This is a genomic window from Amycolatopsis sp. NBRC 101858 (assembly GCF_030269325.1).
In the GTDB taxonomy this organism is placed as follows: domain Bacteria; phylum Actinomycetota; class Actinomycetes; order Mycobacteriales; family Pseudonocardiaceae; genus Amycolatopsis; species Amycolatopsis ponsaeliensis.
This window is the reverse complement of record NZ_BSTD01000004.1, coordinates 40,558-63,273: the sequence shown is the minus strand read 5'-3', so window position 1 is coordinate 63,273 and position 22,716 is coordinate 40,558. Positions and strand designations below refer to the sequence as shown.

The window sequence follows — 22,716 nt, the reverse complement described above, 5'->3', positions numbered from 1 at the left end:
TATTGGAAGCATCGGATCGTCGAGAGGACGAGAACATGAGCGAGATCAAGCCCCGCTTCAAAAGCGTCGACGGCTTGTCCGTCCGCTACGCCGAAAGCGACGGGCCGCGCGAAGCGGACGCCCTGCTGCTGAGCCCGTGGCCGGAAAGCCTGTTCGCCTTCGACGCCGCCTGGTCGCGGCTGGCCGGGCACGCCCACCTGGTCGCCGTGGACCTGCCCGGGTTCGGGCACTCGGAGCTGCGGGCGGACCTGCTGTCCCCGCGGGCGATGGGCGAGTTCGTCGTGCGGATCGCCGACGAGCTCGGGCTGGCGCGGCCCCACCTCGTGGGCCCGGACATCGGCACCAGCGCCGCGCTGTTCGCCGCGGCCGGCCATCCGGGCCGGTTCCGCAGCGTCACCGTGGGATCCGGCGGGGCGTCGGTCCCGCTGAACCTCGGCGGCGTGCTGGACGACTGGGTGCGTGCCGAGGACCTGGCGCCGTACCGGGCGCTGGGCGCCAAGGACGTCGTGAAGCTGGCGATGAGCACGATCGAGGGCTACGAGCTGCCCGAGGTCGTGCGCGAGGACTACCTCGCCGCCTACCGGGGACAGCGGTTCGCCGACCAGATGCCCTACGTCCGGGCGTACCCGGCCGAGCTTCCGATCCTCGGCGGCCTGCTGGCCGGCATCGAGACACCGGTGCAGATCATCGCCGGGCGGAACGACCCGGTCGTGCCGCCGGCCAACGCCGAGTACCTGCACGAGCGGCTGCCCCACAGCCGGCTCGATTTCCTCGACACGGGCCACTTCGCCTGGGAAGAGGACGCGGCCGGTTACGCTCGCGCGATCACGGCCTGGTGGCAGGCGAACGCGCCGGTCCCGGCGGCTTGACGCACCCGCGGAGGAGGAGAACCGGATGGCCAGGGCCAGCGTGCGCGAACAGATCGTGGACGCCGCGTACGAGCAGTTCCACCGGCACGGCTACAACGCCTGCGGCGTCAAGCTCATCACCGACAGCGCGGGCGTGCCGAAGGGTTCGTTCTACAACCACTTCGCCAGCAAGGAAGCGCTGGCGCTGGTGGTGATGGAGCGCTACGGCGACACCCGGCGGGTGCCGGAGCTCGCCGATCGGTCCGTCGCCCCGCTGGCCCGGTTGCGCGCCCACTTCGAGTTCCTCGCCGGGGACATCGAAAAGCACGGCTACGAGCGCGGGTGCGTGTTCGGGAACTTCAGCAACGAGGCCGCCGACCACAGCACCGCCATCCGCGACGGCCTGGTGACGGCCTTCGCGAGCTGGTCGGCGGCCGTGGCGGACACCATCCGCGAAGCCCAGGCGGACGGATCCGTCACGTCGGCGCAGGATCCGGAAGTGCTGGCGCGGTTCCTCGTCAACGCCTGGGAAGGCGCCATCGTCGGCGAACGCGCCACCAAGGACGGCTCCTCCTTCGCCGCGTTCTTCACGATCGCGTTCGGGACGCTCCTGCGCTGAACCGTCAGCGGCCGGCCAGCTCCCGGGAGATGCCGCGCGCCGCCGTCTGCACGGCCAAGCCGAGCCGCCGGGGCTGGGCGACCCGCTTCGGGACGAGGACGCCGAGCACGCCCGCCACCGTGTCGCCGCGGCCGAACACCGGTGCGGCGACGGACACGATCGAATGGCGCTCGTCCTCGCGCCGGAAGATCGCCAGCCGCTCGCGGCGCACCTCGGCGAGCGTGCGGCGCAGGACGTCGGCGGGGATGAGCCGGTTGTCCGGCTCGCTGTAGACCGGCTTCGACAGCAGCTCTTCCTGGACTTCCTTGGGCGCGAAGGCCAGCAGCGCCAGGCCAACCCCGGTGGAGTGCAAGGGAAGCCGCCCGCCGATGCGGTAGTCGACCGGCGTCGCCTGGTGTGCCGAAAGCCGTTCGACGAGCATCGCCTGCATCCCGTCGCGGACGGCGAGCTGGACGTGCTGGTGGGTCACCTCGGCGAGGTCGTTCATGAACGGCAGCGCCACCTGCCGCAGCCCGTGGCCGCGCGGCGCGAGCGTCGCGACCTCGAGAAGCCGGAGCCCGACGCAGAACCGCCCGCTGTCGTCGCGCTCCAGCGCGCCCCAGTCCACGAGGCGGTTCGCGAGCCGCAGGGCCGAGCTCGGCGGGATTTCGGCGCGGCGGCTCAGCTCGGCCAGCGTGAGCGTCCGGTGCTCCGCGTCGAACGCCGAGAGCAGCGACAACGCCCGGTCGATGACCGGTTCCCCGTGCGGCGGACGGCGTCCCCGCACGCGCACGGACTCGGTCACGACGACCTCGGCGTTCCATTGATTGGCATCGCTCTCACGGTACACCGCGCCGGGCGCCCATCCTTCCCCGCAGGTCAGCCGCGACCGAGACGTGAAAGGTGCCCGACGATGAGTACTTCTTTCCGCCAGGCCTCCGCATCCGCCGAGGCGACGTCCGCCGGACCCCGGCGCGGGTTCCTGTTCTTCTTCGCCTTCGCCGCGGTCGGCGCGGGGATGGCGGTGTTCGTCCCGGCCGTGCTGACGCTGTCGGTCAAGGCGACGCTGCTCGACCCGGCGGGCGCTACGACGATGGTGTCCATCGTGACCAGCATCAGCGCCTTGTGCTCGCTGGTCGCCTTCCCGGTCTTCGGCAGGCTCAGCGACCGGACGACCGGCCGGTTCGGCCGCCGCAGACCGTTCCTCGTGCTCGGCGCCGTGCTGTTCACGCTGGGGGCGATCGGGCTGCAGCTGGGCGCGACGACGTTCGCGCTGACCGTGGCGGCGAGCTGCACGACGGTCGGCGCGAGCGCGGCAACAGTCGCGTTCACGTCGGTGATCCCCGACCAGCTGCCGCCGGAGCGCCGCGGCCCCGCGTCGGCCATCGTGGGGCTGAGCCTGCCGGTCGGCGCGGTCCTCGGCCTGTTCATCGCGCAGCTGGTCGCCCCGAACCTGCCGGCGATGATCCTGCTGCCGGCCGGGCTCGCCGTCCTCGGGACCGTCCTGCTCGCCGTCACGATGCGGGACTGGCGGCTGTCGCCGGAGGAGCGGCCCGCGTTCGCGTGGCGCGACCTGCCGCGCACGTTCTGGGTGAACCCGGTGCGGCACCCCAACTTCGGCTACACCTGGCTCAGCAGGCTGCTGATCTTCTTCGGCGTCGCCGCGATCCAGGCGTACCAGGCCTTCTACCTGATGAACGTCTTCCACATCCCGCCGGCCGGCATCGCGAACGCGGTCTTCCTGTCCACGCTCGTGCTCACCGGCGTGGCCCTGCTGTTCGCTCCCCTGGCCGGCAAGATCTCCGACCGCGTCGGGCGCCGCAAGCCGTTCGTCGTCACCGCGGCCGTGATCTTCGGCTGCGGGCTGCTGCTCGCGACGTTCACCAGCACCTATCCCCTGTTCCTGGTCGCGATGGGCGTCATCGGCCTCGGCCAGGGCGTGTACTTCGCCGTCGACATCGCGCTCATCACCCAGGTGCTCCCCGACCCGGCCGACACGGCGAAGGACCTCGGCCTGATGAACCTGGCCGGCAACCTGCCGACGTCCGTCGTGCCGGCCCTGGCCCCGGCGATCCTCGCGATCGGCGCGACGGCCGCGGTGCCGCAGAACTTCCCGGCGCTGTTCATCGCGGGCGCGGTCGCCGGGCTGCTCGGCGCGGTGCTGATCCTGCCGATCCGGAAGGTGCGCTAGTGCCGCTGTTCCCCCCACCGGCACTCGAGTTCGTCAGCTCGGCGGTCGTCGAGCTCGGCGAGCCCCTCGACGTCGGCGAGACGCCGGCCGGGCGGAGCCGGATCGTCCCGATCACGGGCGGCAGCTTCACCGGACCCGGGCTGGCGGGCCGGATCCAGCCGTTCGGCGCCGACTGGCAGCGCATCCTGCCCGACGGGACCACGCTCGTCGAAGCGCGCTACCTCGCCGAAACCGGCGACGGCCTGGTGTCGATCACGTCCACGGGCGTCCGCACCGGGCCGCCGGCGGTGCTGGCCGCACTGGCCCGGGGTGAGCACGTCGACCGGTCGAGCTACGAATTCCGGCTCACCGTCCGGGTTTCCGGCGCGGTCGACCGGCCGCTCACCACCGGCCTCCTGGTCGGCTTGGCCGAACGCGCCCCGGACACCGTCCGCTACGACCTCTACCGGCTGACGTGAAGCCCACGCGGTTGCGCCTCGACCACCTCACGCCGGGCCGTCCTTCGGTGGCGCCGCGCGGTTCCTGGTGGCTGCCCGCCGGGTCGGCCGTCCAGCACGCGTACGAGATCCGGCTGACCGGACCGGACTGGACGTCGGGCCGGCGTGACGGCGACCAGTCCGTGCTCGTCGACCTGCCCCGGCACGCGGCAACGGCGTGGCAGGTCCGGGTCTGGACCGACGCCGGCGAGAGCGACTGGTCGGACCCCGCGCCCTGGACCGTCGTCACGCTGCCCGCCGCGCTCGAGACGGCGGCCTGGATCGAGCCGCACGAACCGGTGGTCGCCCCGCCCGGGCGGCGGCCTGCTTACCAGCTGCGGCACGAATTCACCCTCGACGGCCCGGCCGTGACCGCGACGGCCTGGGCGACCGCGCACGGGATCTACGAGCTCTTCGTCAACGGCACCCGCGTCGGCGACCTCGAGCTGACGCCCGGGTTCACCGCCTACCGCAAGCGGCTCCAGGTGGAACCGCACGCCGTCAGCACCCTGCTGCGGCCGGGGAAGAATTCGGTCGAATTCCTGCTCTCCGACGGCTGGTTCCGCGGCCGGCACGGCTTCGAACGCACCGCGGACGGCTTCGGGAACCGCACGGCCGCCCTGCTGGTCCTGGAGGTCGACGGCACCACCGCGGTCACCACCGGGCCGGGCTGGTGGTCGCGGCCGAGCCGGATCACCGCGGCCGACCTCATGGACGGCCAGGAGACCGACTTCCGGCTGCCCGCACCGGGTTCCCTCGGCCTGTCCGCGCCCGGCTGGCACCCGGCGCCCGTGCGCACCGGCGACCGGCCCCGGCTCGTCCTCACCGAAGCCCCGCCCGTCCGCCGGATCGAGGAGCTTCCGCCGGTGTCGGTCTCGCGGCTCGACGACGGCGGGATCGTCGCGGACTTCGGGCAGAACATCACCGGCTGGGTCCGGCTGGGCGACCTCGGCCCGGCCGGCACCCGGCTGACGCTGACCCACGGCGAACACCGGGCGCCCGACGGCCGCGTCACCACCGACCACCTGCGCGCGTTCGACTTCGTCACCGGGAAACCGCTGCCCGCCGGCCAGGTCGACACGGTCGTCTCCGCGGGCCGGGCCGGGGACGTCTTCGAGCCGCGGCACACGACCCACGGCTTCCGGTACGTCCAGGTCGACGGCGGCGAGCCCCAGGTCACCGCGGTCGTCGTGCACACGGACCTGCCCGAAACCGGCCGGTTCGGCTGCGGTGACCCGCGGCTCGAAGCCCTGCACCGGACCGCGGTGCGGAGCCTGCGCGGCAACGCCTGCGACGTCCCGACCGACTGCCCGCAGCGGGAACGTTCCGGCTTCACCGGCGACTGGCAGGTGTACGTCGCCACCGCCGCACGCACCCACGACGTCGCCGGCTTCTCCCGGAAGTGGCTGCGCGACCTGGCCGCCGACCAGTGGGCCGACGGCCGCGTCCCGACGATCACGCCCGACCCCGCCGGCGACGGCCCGTCCGGCAATGCGTTCCAGGACGCGATGGCCGGGTCCGCGGGCTGGGGTGACGCGGCGGTGCTCGTGCCCTGGGAGCTGTGGCGGGCCTACGGCGACCTCGAAGTCCTCAGTGGACAGTACGAGTCGATGGCGGGCTGGGTCGAGTACGCGGCCGCGGCCGCCCGCGAGCGGCGGCACCCATCGCGTGTGGCCAGCGCAGCTCCGCACGAGAAGTTCCTGTGGGACACCGGCGGGCACTTCGGCGAATGGCTGGAGCCGGGCGTCCCGCCCCACCCGGATCCCGGGGCCGACCACGGCATCGTCGCCACGGCCTACCTGGCCCGCTCGGCCCGGGTGCTCGGCCGCGTCGCCGAGCTGCTCGGTCACACGGCGGACGCGGCCCGCTTCCGGTGGCTCGCGAACCGCGCCCGGGACGCGTGGCAGCGCGAATACCTCGGGCCGGGCGGCACCCTCACCGAACCCACGCAGGGCAACCACGTCCGGGCGCTCGCCTTCGGGCTGGTGCCCGGGCACCTGCGGGACGTCGTCGCCGGACGGCTCGCCGAGCTGGTCGCCGCGGCCGGCGTCGGCACCGGCTTCCTCACCACCGGCCTGCTGCTGCCCACCCTGGCCGGCACGGGACACCTCGGCCTCGCCTACCGCACGCTGCTGTCGACCGGGATCCCGTCCTGGCTGGAGATGCTCGACCGCGGCGCGACGACGTTCTGGGAGCACTGGGACGCCGTCGACGGCGATCGGGTGCGCGGCTCGCTGAACCACTACAGCAAGGGCGCGGCGATGTCCTTCCTGCACACCCACGTCGCCGGGATCCGGCTGCCGGACGACCCGGGTCCCGCCGAAGCGGGCTACCGGCGGTTCCTCGTCCGGCCCTGCCCCGGCGGCGGCTTGGACCGGGCCGAAGCGGAACACCTCACCCCCTACGGGCCCATCCGCAGTGCCTGGGAACGGACCGCCGGATGCTTCCGGCTCACCGTCGACGTGCCACCCGGAACCCGCGCCGACGTCCGGCTTCCCGGCTCGGAAAGCGTCGACGCGGGTCCGGGGCGGCACACGTTCACGGTGCCGTCGTGACCGTCTCGGTGGTCGCGGGCTTCAGCCTCGCCTGCCGCGTCCGCGGCCCGAAGATCGCCAGCACCACCGCGCCGACCAGCCAGGTCCCGGCGATGAACAGGAACACGCTCTGGTAGCCGCTGCCGTTGTACAGCGCGGCGACGATCAGCGGGCCCACCGCGTTCGACAGCCGCCCGAGGCCGTACGACACCCCCGTGCCGAGCGACCGGCCCCGCGTGTCGAACAGCTCCGGCGAGTACGCGTACCCGAGTGCCGTGTAGCCGCGCTCGAACAGGTTCACCAGGAAGCCGAACACCACGATCAGGATCGGGTTGAACGTCAGCCCGTAGAACAGGCCGCAGAGCGCGATGACCGTGCCGAACGCGACCAGGCACCACTTGCGTTCGAACCGGTCGGTGACCAGCGCCGCCAGGTACGAGCCGAGCGGCGCGCCGACCGTCGTCAGGGCCACGTAGAACACCGACTTCTCGACGCTGAAGCCTTCCTTGGCCAGCAGCGTCGGTGCCCAGCTCGAGTAGCCGAAGAAGCCGATCGTCTGCGTCACCCACAGGACGGTCAGCAGCAGCGTGGGGTACAGGTACTTCTTCTGCAGCAGCAGCCGCAGCGGCGCCTTGCCCACCGGGGCTTCCTCGATCGGCGGCGCGGGCTCGGGCAGCGGGCCCTTCTCCGCGGCGACCTGCTCCTCGATCTCCCGCAGCACCGCGTCCGCTTTGGCGTGCTCACCGCGGCTTTCGTACCAGCGCGGCGACTCCTTCAGGTGCCGCGTGAACAGCACGAGCAGCACCCCGAGCGCGCCCCACAGGTACACCAGCCGCCACGACCAGGAGTTGATCGGCACCACCGCGCTGGCGATCAGGTTGGTGACCGGCGTGCCGCAGATGCCGATCACGATCGCGTAGGCCTGGTACTTGCCGCGGCTCGCCGCCGGGTACAGCTCGCTGACGTAGATCACCGCGACGACGGTCATCGCCGACAGGCCCGCCGACGTCAGGATGCGGAACACGCCCAGCGACACGATGTCCCACGAGAACACCGCCGCGAACGAGAAGACGCCGAACCAGACGGTGGTCCACATGAGCGCGCTCTTGCGGCCCCAGCGGTCGGCGAGCTTGCTCGCGATGATCGACCCGAAGAACATCCCGACGAACGACAGCGAGGTCACGTAGGCGACCTGGTCGACCGTCACGCCCCAGAGCTTGATCAGCTTGGGTGCGGTGGTGGCGAAGCTGTTGATGTCCGCGAACTCGAAGAAGTAGGCGAACGAGACGGCGAGCAGGGTGACCTTGTGGAAGCGCGAGATCGGCAGGCGGTTCAGCCGGTTGAGCGCGTTGGCGTGCTGCATTGCATGCCCTTCAGGGGGTTTCAGGCGGTTTCGCCGGGCCAGTACAGGCGCATCGGGTTGTCGACGAGCAGTTTTCGCCGCTGCTCGGTGGTTTCGGCGATCCGCGGGACGTAGTCCACGAGCAGTCCGTCGTCGGGCATGTGGTTCTTCAGGTTCGGGTGCGGCCAGTCGGTGCCCCACAGCACCCGGTCCGGGAACTCCGTCACGACGCGGCGGGCGAACGGGACGACGTCGGTGTAGGCGTGCCGTTCGCCGTCGAGGGCCGGCGGGCCGGTCACGGTGAGGCGCTCGGGGCAGCTCACCTTGACCCACACGTCGTTGCGGTCCACGAACTCGAGGAACCTCGCGAATTCCGGGCCGTCGGCCGGTTTCGTGACGTCGGGGCGTCCCATGTGGTCGATCACGAGCGGCGTGGGCAGCTCACCGAAGAAGTCCTCGAGTTCGGGCAGGTCGGCGGCCTCGAAGTAGAGGACGACGTGCCAGCCGAGCGGGGCGATCTTCTTCGCGATCGTGCTCAGGTCCTCTCGGGGCGAGGCGTCGACGAGCCGCTTCACGAAGTTGAACCGCACGCCGCGCACGCCTTGGGCGTCGAGTTCACGCAGCTCTACTTCGGTGCTGCCGGGCCGGACGGTCGCGATGCCGCGCGCCCGGCCGCCTGCTGCCCGGACGGCGTCGAGCATGGCGGAGTTGTCGGCACCGTGGCAGGTGGCCTGCACGATGACGGTGCGCGCGATACCGAGGTGGTCGCGCAGGGCGAAGAGCTGGTCCTTGCTCGCGTCGCAGGGCGTGTACTTGCGTTCCGGCGCGAACGGGAACTCTTTCTCCGGGCCGAAGACGTGACAGTGGGCGTCGACGGTGCCGTGGGGCAGCTCGAAGTCCGGTGTGGACGGATGCGCGTACCAGTCCAGCCAGCCGGGTGTCTTGGTCATCGGCCCTGTCCCTTCAGGAGGGCGTCCAGGCGCGGGTAGACGGCGCGGGCGTTGTGCTCCCGGATCGCGGCCCAGTCCTCTTCGGACAGTTTCGCGGCCTCGGCGTACCGGCGCGTGTCGTCGAAGTGGTGGCCGGTCCGCGGGTCGACGCTGCGGACGGCGCCGATCATCTCGGAGGCGAACAGGATGTTGCGTGCCGGGATGACGTCGAAGAGCAGGTCCGAACCCGGCTGGTGGTAGACGCAGGTGTCGAAGAAGACGTTGGTGAGCACGTGTTCTTCCAGTTCCGGCTTGCCGAGCGCCATGGCGAGGCCGCGGAACCGGCCCCAGTGGTAGGGGACCGCGCCGCCGCCGTGCGGGATGACCAGCCGCAGCGTCGGGAAGTCGGTGAAGAGGTCGCCCTGCACGAGCTGCATGAACGCGGTCGTGTCGGCGTTGAGGTAGTGCGCGCCGGTGGTGTGGAACGCCGGGTTGACGCTCGTGCTGACGTGCACCATCGCCGGGATGTCGTACTCGACCATCTTTTCGTAGATCGGGTACCAGGACCGGTCGGTGAGCGGCGGCGCCGTCCAGTGGCCGCCACTGGGGTCGGGGTTGAGGTTGAGCGCGACGGCGCCGTACTCCTCGACGCAGCGGGTCAGCTCGGGAAGGCAGGTCGCGGGATCGACACCCGGCGACTGCGGCAGCATCGCGGCGGGGGCGAACCGCTCCGGGTAGAGCGTGCTGACGCGGTGGCAGAGCTCGTTGCAGATCGCCGCCCACTCCGCCGAGGTCTCGAAGCCGCCGACGTGGTGGGCCATGAACGAGGCGCGCGGCGAGAAGATCGTGAGGTCGATGCCGCGGTCGTCCATGAGCCGCAGCTGGTTCGGCTCGATGGTTTCGCGCAGTTCGTCATCACTGATCCGCAGGTCAGCGCGGGAAGGTGCGACACCGGGATCGTCCAGCGACGCGATCTGCTGGTCCCGCCACGCCGCGAGGGCGGATGGGGCGGTCGTGTAGTGGCCGTGGCAGTCGATGATCAAGAGAGTTCCTCGTCGCTCCGCATGCTTGATACTCGCACACTAATCGTCGATGAAATTGTTGACAATATCTGCGACGAGGTTGTGACGGAGAGGTGAGCAGCGAGAACGGCACGTGACGACCCCGCGCGGCTGCAAGCAGGCGGGTGACAAGGCTCGGAACTCGGGTCAGCGGTAGGGGCATCGCCCCTGGTCAGCGGGCTCGGCGGCGGGGTCGAGCAGATCTCACCGCGGCACCGAACACGCCCTCAGCTCAGGAGTCCGGTGCCGAGAGCTGCACGAACTCCGGCGTGTCGTCCTCCCGCACCCGCAGGATCGGCACCGCCTTGTTCACCGGATCGCCCCGGTCGTCGAACGAGATCATGCCGCTCGCGCCCGGGACCGCCAATGTCCCGTGCAGCCGGTTCTTCGCCTGGAGCACGTCCTGCGCCGTCACCTGGGCCGGGGACACCCGCGGGATTCCGCGGATCGCCCACACCACCGTCAGCACCGCGTCGTGCGCGAGGATCGCGATGCCGTCGTCCAGGCGCTCCTTGGGGAACACCGCCTTGAAGCAGTCCGTGCACCCCGGCTCCTGGAAGCTCGCGACCGCCGCCGGGTTGAACGCCTGCGGGGAGCTCGTCCACGCCTGCGGGTGGGCCAGCCCCGGCGCGAGCACCGTGACGTTGGCCTGCAGGCCCCGGCGCATCTCCGCCTCCGGGGGCCCGACCAGCGCCAGGTCACCCGTCAGCACCGTGATGTGCCGGTCGAGGCAGGGGCGCTGGGCGAGCTCGGCGATGAACGACGTGAGGTGGTTCTCGCGGCCGGCGAAGTACACGACCTCGGGCTGGTTGCCGCAGATGTTCGGCATCATCTGCAGGAACGTGTTCTCGATCCCCGGCAGGCTCGAGTCGTACTCCTCGGTCCGGCCGACGATCCGGTGGGTCGCGTCGGCGAACTTGCGGGTGAACGCCGTCGCCAGGGTCTTCGGGTACAGGTCGCCGGGGTTGACGTCCTGCACGATCGTGGCCGAGTGCGCGGTCGGGCGCACGTAGCTCGCCGCCGCCAGGCCGTACGTCGAGCTCGTCGGCGACACCCGCATGAAGCCCGGGATCTCGGAGAACTCGTCGGCGGCCAGGTGCGAGGCGACGACCGGGATCCGGTGCTCCGAGAGCCGGCGGATCGCGTCGCGGGACGTGTCGAGGCTCAGCCCGATCCCGGTGACCGCGACCAGCCGCTCCGACGTCACCCGCCCGATCAGGTCGTCGACCACCGGCTCCCAGTGCGCCAGCCTGCTGCCGGGGTTGGCCAGCAGCAGGCGGATCTTCGGCAGGCTGCCCCACGACTGCGTCGTGTTCGCCCGGTGCTGCGCGATGTAGGCGCCTTCCAGCTGGTGGCGGACCCACTCGTCGGACAGGATGTCGTGCTCTTCGAGGGTCATCGGCAGGAAAGCCGCGATCGTCACGTACGGCGACCCCGACGTCGTGACGGACTCGTTCTCCTGGCGGATGCGCTGCTCGACGTCGGCGAGTCCCGGCGAGAACACGTAGGCGCCGTCGGTGACGCCGGTGCATTCCCCGGTGTCACCGCGCTTCTCGACCCCGGCGCCGCAGGTGCGCCCGGCCGCGCTGATCGCCGGCACCACGACCAGCACGGCGACGAGGACCACGGCGAGCAGCAGCACGCCGCCCGCCACCACCAGCCACTTCGACCACGTCGGCCGCGGTGGCCGGATCCGGTCGGTGCGCACGCTCATCGGTACCTCTCCGCCCGTTCGTGCAGCAGGATCGAGCCCCGCCCCCGGCCCTGCGCCAGCTGGTGGAAGGCCCCTTCGATCGTGGAGTCCAGCGTCCCGCCCGGGTCGCCGAGCGGATCGCGGGCGATCCACAGCGCGACGACCAGCCAGGCCAGCGTCGTCCCGAGGTCGTCGTCGCCCTGTCCGGCGTGCTGCTGGACCTGGTCGTAGGGCTCGGCGTGCTTGTCCAGCCGGTTGGGAGCCGCGGTGACGAGGTCGAGCTCGGCGAGCCACGCCTCCGCGGTCGTCACGTCGAACTCCGCGTGCCGCGCGCCGCCGAACGGCTCGCGCAGGTGCGCGACCGCCGCGCCGACGTTCTCCAGCGCCAGGTCGTGGTAGCGGGCGGCCACCGTCCGGCCGTTCTCCTCGTAGAAGTCGCGGCACCGGGTGTGCACCCGGGTCCAGCTGAGCGGGTGGTCGTCGGCGCGGGAAGCCAGTTCCTGCAACAGGATCCGGCGCAGCCACGGGTGCAGCACGTACTGCGGCGCCTCGCCCGGCTCCGCGCGCAGCCACAGGTGATCGCCCAGCTCCTTGAACAGCACCCCCTCCCCCGCCGGGTTGCGCAGGTCGAGGATCTCCTTGTGGAACAGCAGTTCCACGTCCAGCGCGGCGCTCGCGGTGACCAGGTCCTGCCGGCTCGCCGTGGAGAAGTCCTGCAGCAGGTAGTCGCGCATCGCGGTGACCAGCGGCGGTCCGGCACCGTCCGGCCCGGCGACCGGGGTGCGCAGCGCGGCGCGCAGCGTCCCGGGCCGCCGCGGGTCGAAGCGGTGGGCCACGGCGGCGATGACGTCGGTGACCGCGCCGGGGTGGCCGTCGGTGACCCGGTGCAGGAACCGCGGCAGCCGGGACGCGGGGTGGATCTCGCTGCCCGCGGCGAGGTGCACGACGTCGTCCTTGGACAACGCGCCCAGTTCGAGCAGGTACCACGGGTGCCACCGCGGTTCCGGTTCCGCGTCGGGGCGCCAGTCGGAGTCCACATCGGACGGTTGCCGCGGCGCGGGCCGGTGCAGGCCCTTCGTCCGGTGCGTGGTCGGCGGGCGGCGCACCGGGGCGCCGCGGTGCGCGGCCGGCGGGGACCAGCTCTCGGTCCAGTCCGGGTTCCACGTGCGGCTGGTGGCGAGCACGACCAGCGGGTCGGCCTCACCGGCCCGCTGGCGCGCTTCGGTGAGCGAGCGCAGGAAGAACCGTCCGCCCGGCGTGTGCGCGTTGTCGAGCAGGACCAGGCTGTTCAACGTCCGCCGCGAGCGGTTGAGCCCCGTGTAGTTCCGGCGCAGGTCGGCGAGGAACGCGTCGCAGAAGGTGGCGTCGACCGCGTCCCGGTCCTCGTCGTCGCCCTGGGCGTGCCAGGCGATCTCGATGAGGAAGTCCTCGTGGTTGCCGGTCCCGGCCGGCAGGGCCCGCATCTTGCCGATGAGCCGGCGGCGGTCGTACCAGCTCAGGCCGCGCAGCAGGAGGTCGGTCGCCTCGGGCCAGCCGCGGAGGCCGCCGGCGGGTGCGATGCCGCCCGCGAGGCGGACGACGTCGACGATGGCCTCGCGGCTCTGTTCGAGCGGCTGGTTCTTCGCCAGCAACGCGTGGAGCTTGCGCAATGCCGCGCGACGGTCCTGCAGTTCCAGCGGTGCCCCGAGCACCAGCATGCACAGCCAAAGACGCGGAAACGCCAGCCTGCCGAACTGCTTCCACCGCCGGCTGAGATCGAAGGCGAGGTGCCCCAGCAGTTCCCGCGGCCGGCTGTCCGCGCGGTCGTGCCGTTCGAAGTCGAGGTGCGCGTGCGGAATGTCCTGGCAGCGATTCCCGACGGCGTCGAGCAACGCGGTCTTCCCGGTGCCCCGCGCCCCGAGCGCGACAACGACCGGGAGTGCCCGGCTTTCGCCGTCCGCCCGGGCCAGCAACCGTTCGACGAGCCCGCCGGTGACGGCGTCGAGGCCCGACAAAGGGGGTACGTCGGCTGGCATCGTCCCCCCATCCCCCGAAACGACCCGATTCCGGCCGGAGCCGCCACTATCGCACGCGATCAGCCGGGGTGCAGCATTCTCCGGGCGGCCACGAATGCGCCGGGGACCGGTCCCCGGCGCATTCCCTTTCCGGCATTTCCGCAGGTTGCCGCCATTCACCGCGGGCGGCCGGGTGAATCCGCGGGCACGCTTTCCGGCTACCGCATCGACCGGTTCGGCCTAATCGCCGCGCGCCTTCAGCACGTCGCGGCCGGCGTCGAAGCTGCGCAGCGCGGCACCGACCGCCGCGGCCACCGTGACCTCGAAGATCTCGTCCTCGGTGCACCCCGCCGCGAGCAGCCGCCGCACGTCGTCATCGGTGATGCGGTGCGACGCGCCGCGGACCGCCGCCGCGTAGTCCCGCCACGGCTCCTCCAGCCCTTCGCCCGTCCCGGCCGCCCGCCGCAGCTGCGGGCTCGTCCGCGCCGGCTGCTCGAAGACGCTCTCGCGGAGGTCGTCGGGGCCGTCGGCGAGCAGGAAGCCCGGGAACCGGTAACCCGCGCGGTGCAGTGCCTTCGTGCCCACCTCCAGTTGGCCGTCGAGCAGCTCGAACCCGAACGCGTTCGCGAGCCGGTTGACGATGTTCCACACCAGGTTGACGTTCAGCGCCTCCAGCACCGCCTGCGCGGGCAGGTCACCCGGCGGCACCGGCTCGAGGTCGCGGGAGACGTCCTCGAGGAACCGTTGCACGGCCAGCAGTTCCGGGCGTGCGTCCAGCGGGCGGTCGGGGTCGATCTCGCCGTTGCCCGCGATCCGGGTCAGCTCGGCGTGCGTGACGACGCAGAACGGGCACTCGTGCACCCGGGCCGTGCTCATCGCGAGGTACTCGCGCTCGCCGGCCGTCCAAGAGGACTCGCCGCGCATCGCCGGCGCGGTCAGGTCCAGCAGCGGCCGGGTCAGGAAACCCGGCCGGTACAGCAGCAGCTTGACGATGTCCGGGCTGGTGACGCCGGAGAGCTTGCCGGTGACGGCCAGGAACAGCCGGGCCCGGCGCCGGTGGCCGTGGTCCAAAACGGACAGTCGCATCAGGACTCCAGTTCGTGCAGGCGGGCGGTGAGGAAGCGGTGGTCGGCCGGGGCCTCGGCGAGGTCGCGGGCCCGCTCGTACGCGGCGACGGCTTCGCCGGCGCGACCGAGGCGGCGCAGCAGGTCGGCGCGGGCGGCGTGCCAGAGGTGGTAGCGGTCGAGGCCGCCGATCGCCTCCACCAGCGCGAGCCCGGCCTCGGGACCGTCGGCCATCGCGACGGCCACGGCGTGGTTGAGCGCGACGACGGGCGACGGCGCGAGTGCCCGCAGCTGCGCGTAGAGCGCGGCGATCCGCGCCCAGTCGGTGTCGGCGGCGACGCGGGCCTGCGCGTGCTGCGCCGCGATCGCCGCCTGCAGCTGGTAGGACCCCACCGCCCCGCGGCGCAAGGCCCGGCCGAGCACTCCGAGCCCCTCCGCGATCTCCGCCCGGTTCCAGCGCGTGCGGTCCTGGTCCTCGAGCAGGATGACGTCGCCACCGGTCGTGTAGCGGGCGGCTGAACGTGAGTCCTGCAGCAGGAGCAGCGCGACCAGGCCGAGCGCTTCCGGCTCGTCCGGCATCAGCGCGGCCAGCAGCTTCGCCAGCCGGATCGCCTCGCGGCACAGCTCGTCCCGACCCGACGGCGAGGTGTAGCCGCGGGTGAAGACGAGGTAGAGCACCGCGAGGACACCGGAAAGCCGGTCGGGCAGCAGGTGATCCGGCGGGACGCTCAGCGAGATGCCCGCGTCGCGGATCTTCCGCTTCGCGCGCACCAACCGCTGCGCCAGCGCGGGCTCGGCGACCAGGAACAGCCGGGCGATCTGGGCAGCGGTCAGGCCGGCGACCGCCTGCAGCGTCAGCGCCACCCGGGCGTCTTCGGCCAGTGCCGGGTGGCAGCACGTGAAGAGCAGGCTCAGCCGGTCGTCGCCGACCTCGGCGAGCCGGTCGTCCGGCAGGCCCATCGTCGTCACCCCGCTCTCGCCCGCCGCGAGCCGGGCGAGCTTGGCCTGCCCGACGCGGGCGCGGCGGATCCGGTCGACGGCGCTGTTGCGCGCCGCGGTCAGCAACCAGGCCGCGGGGTCGTCCGGGACGCCCGGGTCCCACGTCCGCAGTGCTTGCGCGACCGCGTCCTGCAGGGCGTCCTCGGCGAGCTCGAAGTCGCCGAGCGCCCGGACGAGCGCGGCGAGCAGCCGGGCACGGTCCTCGCGGTAGACGCGCTCGACGACGCCGGCCGCCCGATCACCCACGCGCGACCCGGTGGTCCAGCCCGGGCACCCCGGCGACCGGCCGGACCTCGATCGAGCCCTGGGCGGCCATCGGGCACAGCGCGGCCAGCTCCAGGGCCTCGTCGAGGTCGTGGCAGTCGAAGACGTACACCCCGCCGAGGTGCTCGTGGGTCTCGGCGAAGGGCCCGTCGGTGATGAGCGTCCGGCCCTCCTGCACGGTCACCGTGGTGGCGGTGTGCTCGCCCTGCAGCGGGTGCCCGGAGACGAACACGCCGCGTCGACGGCACTCGTCGGCGAAGGCGTTGACGGCGGCCAGCGCCTCCTCGAACCCGGGGTCGCCCGGCTCGGGCCGCTCGCAGTTGTAGATCAACAGCATGTAGAGCACGTGCGCTCCTTCGTCCGGCGTCGGTCGAAGAGGATGACGAACGGGACGACGGTAACTCGACAGACCGACGCCGACTTGCCGACATCGGGCGTCGGAAATTACCAAAGGTAAGTTCTGCGGCGGTCTTGACATGACCAATGGTCAGGAGGAAAGTCCTCGCCACCTGATTCGTCTAGACCAATCAGGGAGCTCTCCCGGCGGACGGCCATCCTCAGGACGGAGACCCATGTCCCGCAGAATCCGGACCACCACAGCAGCACTGACGAGCGTCGCGACCGTGGCGGCGACGGCCCTGATCCTTTCCGGTGGGGCCGCCGCCAGCCCATCGGCCGCGGCGGCCGACTGCGGCGTGCTGTTCGACGACTTCCACTACGCCTCCCCCACCGACTCCGCGTTCGGCGGCGCCGGCTGGACCACCCGCAACGACGTCGGCAGCCCCGGCGTGGCCGGCGCGCGCTGGCTCACCAGCAACGTCAGCTTCCCGACGGTGAACGGCGAGCGCGTCGCCCAGCTCGCCGCCAGCACCGACGGCAGCTCGGCCGGCACGACGCACTCCGAGATGTACCAGAACCAGCTCCGGTTCTTCGAAGGCACGTACGCGAGCCGGGTCCGCTTCACCGACGCGCCGGACAGCGGCACGGACGGCGACCACGTCAACGAAACGTACTTCACGATCTCGCCGCTGCGGTACGACCGCGACCCGCTCTACAGCGAGCTGGACTTCTCGGAGTACCTGCCCAACGGCGGCTGGGGCGGCTCGACCGCCAACTACCAGACCAGCTGGTACACCTACTGGAACAACCCGACGTGGGACGGGCTTCGGACGTCCACCGCGCAGAACCGCAGCTTCGCCGGCTGGCACGACATCGTCACGCAGGTGTCGGGCGGGCACGTGAAGTACTACATCGACGGCCAGCTCACCGCGGACCACACGACCGACGCCCAGGGCGACCCGGTGACCCCGCGGACGCCGATGTCGATCAACTACAACATGTGGTTCATCGACACAGCCGGGCACACGAGCGGCAACAGCGTCTACACCGAGCAGGTCGACTGGACGTACTACGCGGGCAACCAGGTGGTGTCGCCGTCGGACGCCGTCGCCCGCGCGGGCTCGTACCGGACGAGCGGAACGTCCCATGTGGACACGGTGAACGGGTGCACGACGCCGACCAGCCCGCCGCCGACCACGACCACCAAGCCGACCACCCCCACGACCCCGACGACGCCCACCACGCCGACCCAGCCCGCCAACTGCTCGACCGCGGCGGAGTGGGACTGGGGCACGGTGTACCTCGCCGGCCAGCGCGTGAAGCACAACGCCCACCTCTGGCAGGCGAACTGGTGGACCCAGGGCTCCGAGCCGGGGCTCACCGCGCAGTGGGCCGACCAGGGCCACTGCTGACACCAGGCACCGACCTGGCCGCGGCCCGGGTTCCAGGGACCAGCCCGGGCCGCGGTCACCCTCACGACCGCTCTCCACTCCCCCGCCGCCACTCCAGGAGTTTCCCGTGCGCAGACGCACCTTCGCCGCCGCACTGGCCGTCGCCGCCGTGACCGCCAGTGCCGCCTGCGGCACCGACACCCCCGCCCCCGCCGCCCAGAGCGGTCAAGGCGGGCAGCTGACCGTCTGGCTGATGAACGGCGACCTGTCCGACAAGGCCACCGCGGCGATCACCGCCGCCTTCGAGAAGGCCACCGGCGCGAAGGTCACCGTGCAGATCCAGGAGTGGGACAACATCAACACCAAGATCAGCACGGCCCTGGCCCAGGACAACACCCCCGACGTCATCGAGATCGGCAACACCGACGTCCCCCTCTTCGCCGCCAACGGCGCGCTCACCGACCTCACCCCGCACCGCGACGAGCTTTCCGGCGGGCAGCACTGGCTCCCCGGTCTCGCCGGACCGGCCACTGTGGACGGAAACCTCTACGGCGCGCCGCTGTTCGCGGGCAACCGCGCGGTGATCTACGACAAGCAGGTCTGGGCCGACGCCGGGATCACCGCACCCCCGAAGACGGTCCAGGAGCTCACCCAGGACCTCGACAAGATCAAGGCGAAGCACCCCGCCGCGGACTACTCCGCCTTCCACTTCCCCGGCAAGTACTGGTACGGCGCACTCCAGTTCGTCTGGGACGCCGGCGGCCAGCTCGCCACGCAGAAGGACGGGAAGTGGGCCGGGGCGCTGGAAAGCCCCGAGGCGCAGAAGGGCCTGCAGGCCTGGAAGGACTTCCAGAACGCCTACTCCTCCCCCGCGTCCCGCAACGTCGACACCAAGGCGCCCGACCAGGCCGCGATCTTCTCCGCCGGTGGCGCCGGGGCGATCCTCGACACGAGCGTCAACACCGTCGTCAAGAACAAGCCGGAGCTGAAGGATCACCTCGGCACCTTCCCGTTCCCCAGCAGCACGGCCGGGAAGACGCAGCCGGTGTTCCTCGGCGGGTCCGATCTCGCCGTCGCGGCCAAGAGCCGCAACCAGGACCTCGCCCTCGCCTACCTCAAGGCCGCGACGAGCCCCGAGGTGCAGCGCCAGGCGATCGTCGGCATCGACGGCTGGACGCCCATTTCGACCGAGCTGATCGACGAGATCACGCCCACCCTGCCGCCGGTCAACGCCGCTTTCGCCACCGCGGCCAAGACCAGCGTCGCGACCCCGGCCGCGCCGGGCTGGGCGACCATCGAGAGCGACAAGTCCATCAACACCTTCTTCGCCGACATCGCCACCGGGCGCCGGCCGATCGCCGACGCCGCCAAGGACTTCGACGCCCACCTGACCGAGGCGCTCAACGCCCGCTGACCGGCGGGGTGGCCCGGCCGACTGCCGTCCCCAACCGGGCCGCCCCGCCCCTTTCCGCGAAGGAGTCCTCGTGTTGCTGGAGAAAGCGCCGCCCGAAGCCCCGCCGAGACCGGTCCCGCCGCGCCGGCGCCGCTCGCTGCTGCCGTACGGCCTGCTCCTGCCCGCAGTGGTGCTGCTCGGGCTCGTCCTGGGCTACCCGCTCGTGCGGCTGGTCGTCATCTCGACGCAGCGGTACGGCCTGCGGTCGCTGTTCACCGGCACCACGACCTTCGCGGGCTGGGACAACTACGCCGCCGTCCTCGGCGACGACCAGCTCCTGCCGGTCCTCGCACGCAGCATCGGGTTCTGCCTGGCGCTGGTCCTCGGCACCCTGGTGATCGGCTTCGGCGTCGCGCTGCTGCTGCAACGGCTGGGCCGCGGCATGCGCACCACCGTCACGATGTGCCTGATCGCGGCCTGGGCGCTGCCGAACGTGGCGTCCACTTTGGTCTGGCAGTGGCTCTTCCAGCCCGGCTACGGCGTGGTCAACTGGCTGCTCACCCAGGCCGGCTTCGGCGACCTCACCCAGCACGACTGGACGACGTCACCGGCGTCGGCGTTCACGCTCGTCTGGCTGCTGGTCGTGTGGCAGTCCGTGCCGTTCGTCGCGCTGACGCTCTACGCGGGCCTGTCGCAGATCCCGCGCTCCTACTACGAAGCCGCGGCGCTCGACGGCGCCGGGCCGTGGCGGGTCCACCGCACCATCACCCTCCCGTTCCTGCAGCCGATCCTCGGCCTGGTCACCATCCTGTCGGTGATCTGGGACTTCACCGTGTTCAACCAGATCTGGATCCTCACCCAGGGCGGCCCGAACGACGGCACGACGACGCTCGGCATCTGGACGTTCACAAGGGCCTTCAGCGGCAACAACTTCGGGCAGGGCGCGGCGATCGCCGTCGTCTCGGTGGCACTGCTCGTCGGCATGACGGCCGTGTACGTGCGCCGGCTCGTCCGCTCCGGGGAGGACCTGTGATCCGCCGGATCGGCCGCAACACCATCGCCACCGTCTTCTGCCTCGTCTGGATCTTCCCGGTGTACTGGATGGTGCTCACGGCGTTCAAGCCCGCGGGCAAGATCCTCCAGCCCACGCCGCAGTTCCTGCCGGTGGACCTCACCCTGGACAACTTCGCCGATGCCCTGGCCAAACCCGGGTTCGTGCAGGACCTCGCCAACAGCGTCGTGGTCGTCGTCGCGGTCGTCGCCCTGTCCATCGTGGTCGCCTTCCTGGCCGCGACGGCGTTGACGCGCTTCCGGTTCTTCGGCCGCCGCAGCTTCCTCATCGGCGTGCTGGTGCTGCAGATGGTGCCGGTGCCCGCCCTGGTCATCCCGCTGTTCCTCGGCCTGAAGAGCGCGCACCTGCTCGACACGCTGTTCGGGCTGATCCTGACGTACGTGGCACTGGTGCTGCCGTTCACGATCTGGACGTTGCGCGGGTTCCTGCACGGGATCCCGGTCGAACTGGAGGAGGCGGCGATGGTCGACGGCGCGACGCGCGCGCGGGTGATGCGCTCGGTCCTGCTGCCACTGGTGCTGCCCGGCCTGATCGCGACGAGCGTGTTCGCCTTCATCACGGCGTGGAACGACTTCCTGTTCGCGTACGTGATCATGAAGGACAGCTCCGGCTACACGCTGCCGGTGTGGCTGGTGTCGTTCAGCACGAGCACCGGCACCGACTACGGCGGCCTGATCGCCGCGTCGACGCTGTTCGCGCTGCCGGTCGTCGTCTTCTTCGCGCTCGTGCAGCGCCACCTTGTCGAGGGCATGACCGCGGGCGCGGTGAAGGGCTGATGATCATCCCCCACCCCGCGCGGCTGACCCGCCGCGCCGGTTCCTTCGCGCCCGCCGGCGGCCTGCGCGTGCTCGCGAGCCGCGGCGCCGAGAACGCGGCCCGGCTGCTCGCCGGGTACCTGCCCCGGCCGACCATCCACCACGGCCCCGCCATCCGCCTCGACCTCGTGCCCTCGGCGAAGCACGGCCTGGAGGGCTACGAGCTCGACGTCACGCCGGCGGACGCGCTCCTCACGGCGTCGACCGAGGCCGGCCTGCGCAACGGCGTGCAGACCCTCCGGCAGCTGGTCCCGCTGCACGGCCCGCCGCGGCTGCCGTGCCTGCACGTCCGCGACGCGCCCCGGCTGCCCTGGCGCGGCGTGCTGCTCGACGTCGCCCGGCACTTCCTGCCGCTGGAGTTCCTCCGCGAGTTCGTCGACCTGCTGGCCCTGCACAAGTACAACGTCCTGCACCTGCACCTCACCGACGACCAGGGCTGGCGGATCGAGATCGACGGGCGGCCACGGCTCACCGAGATCGGCGCGTGGCGCACCGAGTCGATGGTCGGGGCGGCCGGCAGCGGCGTCTACGACGGTGTCCCCCACGGCGGCTTCTACACGCAGCGCGAGCTGCGCGAGCTGGTCGGCTTCGCGGCCGACCGCGGCGTGCGGATCGTGCCGGAGATCGACCTGCCCGGGCACGTGCGCTCGGCGCTGGCCGCCTACCCCGAGCTGGGCAACCGGCCGGAGGTGCCGCTGCCGGTGTGGACGGCGTGGGGCATCAGCCCGGACATCCTCGGCGTCCACGACGGCGCGTTCGCCTTCTGCCGGGAAGTGCTCACGCAGGTCGCCGACGTCTTCCCGGCGCGGCACCTGCACATCGGCGGCGACGAGTGCCCGACCACGCAGTGGGCGGCGAACCCGGTCGCACTGGCGAAGGCGGCCCAGCTCGGCCTGGGCGACACCGCCGAACTCCACCCCTGGTTCCTGAGCCGGCTGCACGGCATCCTGGCCGACCTCGGCCGGCAGGCGGTGTGCTGGGACGAGACCGGCCACGCCGCGGGCCGGCTGCCGCCGGAGCTGGTCGTGACGGCCTGGCGCGACGCCGCCCACGGCGCACTCGCCGTGGCCCGCGGCCACCAGGTGATCATGGCGCCGCACACGTCGACGTACTTCGACTACCGGCAGAGCGAAGAGCCCGGCGAGCCGCCGCGGACCGACGTCACGACACTCCGGGACGTCTACCGCTTCGACCCCCTAGCCGGCGGGCTCCCGGTCAGCGACGGCACCCGGCCCGGAGTGCTGGGCACGCAGGCCCAGCTGTGGACCGAGCACGCACCGACCCCCGACCACGTGCGGCACCTGGCGTTCCCGCGCCTGTGCGCGCTGGCCGAGCGCGCGTGGTCGCCCCCGGACCGCCGTTATGCTGAATTCCAGGAGCGCCTGACCGGTCACCTCGAGCGGCTGCGCACTCTCGACGCCCTGCCGAAGGAGCGCGTCCGGTTCGCCGGCGCGCTCGGAGTATCCGGGAAGACGGTGCCTTGACCGCTGTGCCATCCGGGGCTTCGCCCCAGGCCGGGGGCTCCGCCACCCGGAGCCCCCGAAAAGAAGGTGCGCCATCCGGGGCTTCACCCCAGACCGGGGGCCCCGCCACCCGGAGCCCCCGAAAAGAAGGTGCGCCATCCGGGGCTTCACCCCAGACCGGGGGCCCCGCCACCCGGAGCCCCCGAAAAGAAGGTGCGCCATCCGGGGCTTCACCCCAGACCGGGGGCCC

Annotated in this window: 19 protein-coding genes; 10 read left to right on the top strand and 9 right to left on the bottom strand. The window is 71.9% G+C overall.

What is annotated here, in order from left to right; all coding sequences use genetic code 11:
* Positions 1-35: 35 nt before the first annotated feature.
* Complete coding sequence (locus QSK39_RS28915) at positions 36-869, top strand: alpha/beta fold hydrolase (protein WP_285480989.1); 834 nt, start codon at positions 36-38, stop codon at positions 867-869.
* A 25-nt stretch (positions 870-894) separates the two neighbouring features.
* Positions 895-1,467: a TetR/AcrR family transcriptional regulator gene (locus tag QSK39_RS28910; RefSeq protein ID WP_285480988.1), complete on the top strand. Its 573-nt coding sequence runs from the start codon at positions 895-897 to the stop codon at positions 1,465-1,467.
* Positions 1,468-1,471: 4 nt separating this feature from the next.
* Here QSK39_RS28910 and QSK39_RS28905 read toward each other — a convergent pair whose 3' ends face one another.
* Positions 1,472-2,251 (bottom strand): IclR family transcriptional regulator, encoded by a 780-nt coding sequence (locus QSK39_RS28905; RefSeq protein WP_285480987.1) that lies wholly within the window; start codon positions 2,249-2,251, stop codon positions 1,472-1,474.
* A 108-nt stretch (positions 2,252-2,359) separates the two neighbouring features.
* Between QSK39_RS28905 and QSK39_RS28900 the strand changes: the two genes are divergently transcribed.
* The 3 genes from QSK39_RS28900 to QSK39_RS28890 are packed head-to-tail and all read left to right on the top strand — an operon-like array spanning position 2,360 to position 6,668.
* Positions 2,360-3,637 carry an MFS transporter gene (locus tag QSK39_RS28900; protein ID WP_285480986.1) on the top strand — a complete coding sequence of 426 codons (1,278 nt, stop codon included), beginning with the start codon at positions 2,360-2,362 and terminating at the stop codon, positions 3,635-3,637.
* Positions 3,637-4,095, top strand: a complete 459-nt coding sequence (locus tag QSK39_RS28895) for a DUF3237 family protein (protein ID WP_284741342.1) — start codon at positions 3,637-3,639, stop codon at positions 4,093-4,095. The genes QSK39_RS28900 and QSK39_RS28895 overlap by 1 nt, the downstream gene beginning before the upstream one ends.
* Positions 4,092-6,668: a family 78 glycoside hydrolase catalytic domain gene (locus QSK39_RS28890; protein WP_285480985.1), complete on the top strand. Its 2,577-nt coding sequence runs from the start codon at positions 4,092-4,094 to the stop codon at positions 6,666-6,668. The genes QSK39_RS28895 and QSK39_RS28890 overlap by 4 nt, the downstream gene beginning before the upstream one ends.
* On the opposite strand, the gene QSK39_RS28885 is transcribed toward QSK39_RS28890, so the two are convergent.
* The 8 genes from QSK39_RS28885 to QSK39_RS28850 all read right to left on the bottom strand — a co-directional run bounded on the left by QSK39_RS28885 (position 6,652) and on the right by QSK39_RS28850 (position 16,330).
* Positions 6,652-8,010: an MFS transporter gene (locus QSK39_RS28885; protein WP_285480984.1), complete on the bottom strand. Its 1,359-nt coding sequence runs from the start codon at positions 8,008-8,010 to the stop codon at positions 6,652-6,654. The genes QSK39_RS28890 and QSK39_RS28885 overlap by 17 nt on opposite strands.
* Positions 8,011-8,030: 20 nt before the next feature.
* Positions 8,031-8,939, bottom strand: a complete 909-nt coding sequence (locus QSK39_RS28880) for an amidohydrolase family protein (RefSeq protein WP_285480983.1) — start codon at positions 8,937-8,939, stop codon at positions 8,031-8,033.
* On the bottom strand, positions 8,936-9,961 hold the full coding sequence (locus QSK39_RS28875; RefSeq protein WP_285480982.1) for an amidohydrolase family protein: 1,026 nt from the start codon (positions 9,959-9,961) through the stop codon (positions 8,936-8,938). The genes QSK39_RS28880 and QSK39_RS28875 overlap by 4 nt, the downstream gene beginning before the upstream one ends.
* A 250-nt stretch (positions 9,962-10,211) precedes the next feature.
* Complete coding sequence (locus QSK39_RS28870) at positions 10,212-11,693, bottom strand: type 1 periplasmic-binding domain-containing protein (RefSeq protein WP_285480981.1); 1,482 nt, start codon at positions 11,691-11,693, stop codon at positions 10,212-10,214.
* A complete protein-coding gene (locus QSK39_RS28865) occupies positions 11,690-13,687 on the bottom strand; it encodes a hypothetical protein (protein WP_285480980.1) in 1,998 nt (665 codons plus the stop codon). The genes QSK39_RS28870 and QSK39_RS28865 overlap by 4 nt, the downstream gene beginning before the upstream one ends.
* A 219-nt stretch (positions 13,688-13,906) precedes the next feature.
* Positions 13,907-14,752 carry a carboxymuconolactone decarboxylase family protein gene (locus QSK39_RS28860; RefSeq protein ID WP_285480979.1) on the bottom strand — a complete coding sequence of 282 codons (846 nt, stop codon included), beginning with the start codon at positions 14,750-14,752 and terminating at the stop codon, positions 13,907-13,909.
* A complete protein-coding gene (locus QSK39_RS28855) occupies positions 14,752-15,975 on the bottom strand; it encodes an RNA polymerase sigma factor (RefSeq protein WP_285480978.1) in 1,224 nt (407 codons plus the stop codon). Before QSK39_RS28855 ends, QSK39_RS28860 begins: the two co-directional genes overlap by 1 nt.
* Positions 15,968-16,330, bottom strand: a complete 363-nt coding sequence (locus tag QSK39_RS28850; protein WP_285481922.1) for a YciI family protein — start codon at positions 16,328-16,330, stop codon at positions 15,968-15,970. Before QSK39_RS28850 ends, QSK39_RS28855 begins: the two co-directional genes overlap by 8 nt.
* A gap of 235 nt (positions 16,331-16,565) precedes the next feature.
* On the opposite strand from QSK39_RS28850, the gene QSK39_RS28845 reads away from it, so the two are divergent.
* The 5 genes from QSK39_RS28845 (at position 16,566) to QSK39_RS28825 (ending at position 22,487) form a co-directional block, all read left to right on the top strand.
* The gene (locus tag QSK39_RS28845; protein ID WP_285480977.1) at positions 16,566-17,744 is read left to right on the top strand and encodes a carbohydrate-binding protein; all 1,179 of its coding nucleotides are present in this window, start codon (positions 16,566-16,568) and stop codon (positions 17,742-17,744) included.
* Positions 17,745-17,850: 106 nt separating this feature from the next.
* Entirely contained in the window at positions 17,851-19,137 is a 1,287-nt protein-coding gene (locus QSK39_RS28840; protein ID WP_285480976.1) for an extracellular solute-binding protein, read from the top strand.
* A 70-nt stretch (positions 19,138-19,207) separates the two neighbouring features.
* Positions 19,208-20,149, top strand: coding sequence for a carbohydrate ABC transporter permease (locus QSK39_RS28835; protein WP_285480975.1), 942 nt, complete (start codon positions 19,208-19,210; stop codon positions 20,147-20,149).
* Positions 20,146-20,964 (top strand): carbohydrate ABC transporter permease, encoded by an 819-nt coding sequence (locus QSK39_RS28830; RefSeq protein ID WP_285480974.1) that lies wholly within the window; start codon positions 20,146-20,148, stop codon positions 20,962-20,964. Before QSK39_RS28835 ends, QSK39_RS28830 begins: the two co-directional genes overlap by 4 nt.
* Positions 20,964-22,487, top strand: a complete 1,524-nt coding sequence (locus tag QSK39_RS28825; protein ID WP_285480973.1) for a beta-N-acetylhexosaminidase — start codon at positions 20,964-20,966, stop codon at positions 22,485-22,487. The genes QSK39_RS28830 and QSK39_RS28825 overlap by 1 nt, the downstream gene beginning before the upstream one ends.
* The last annotated feature ends 229 nt before the right edge of the window (positions 22,488-22,716 follow it).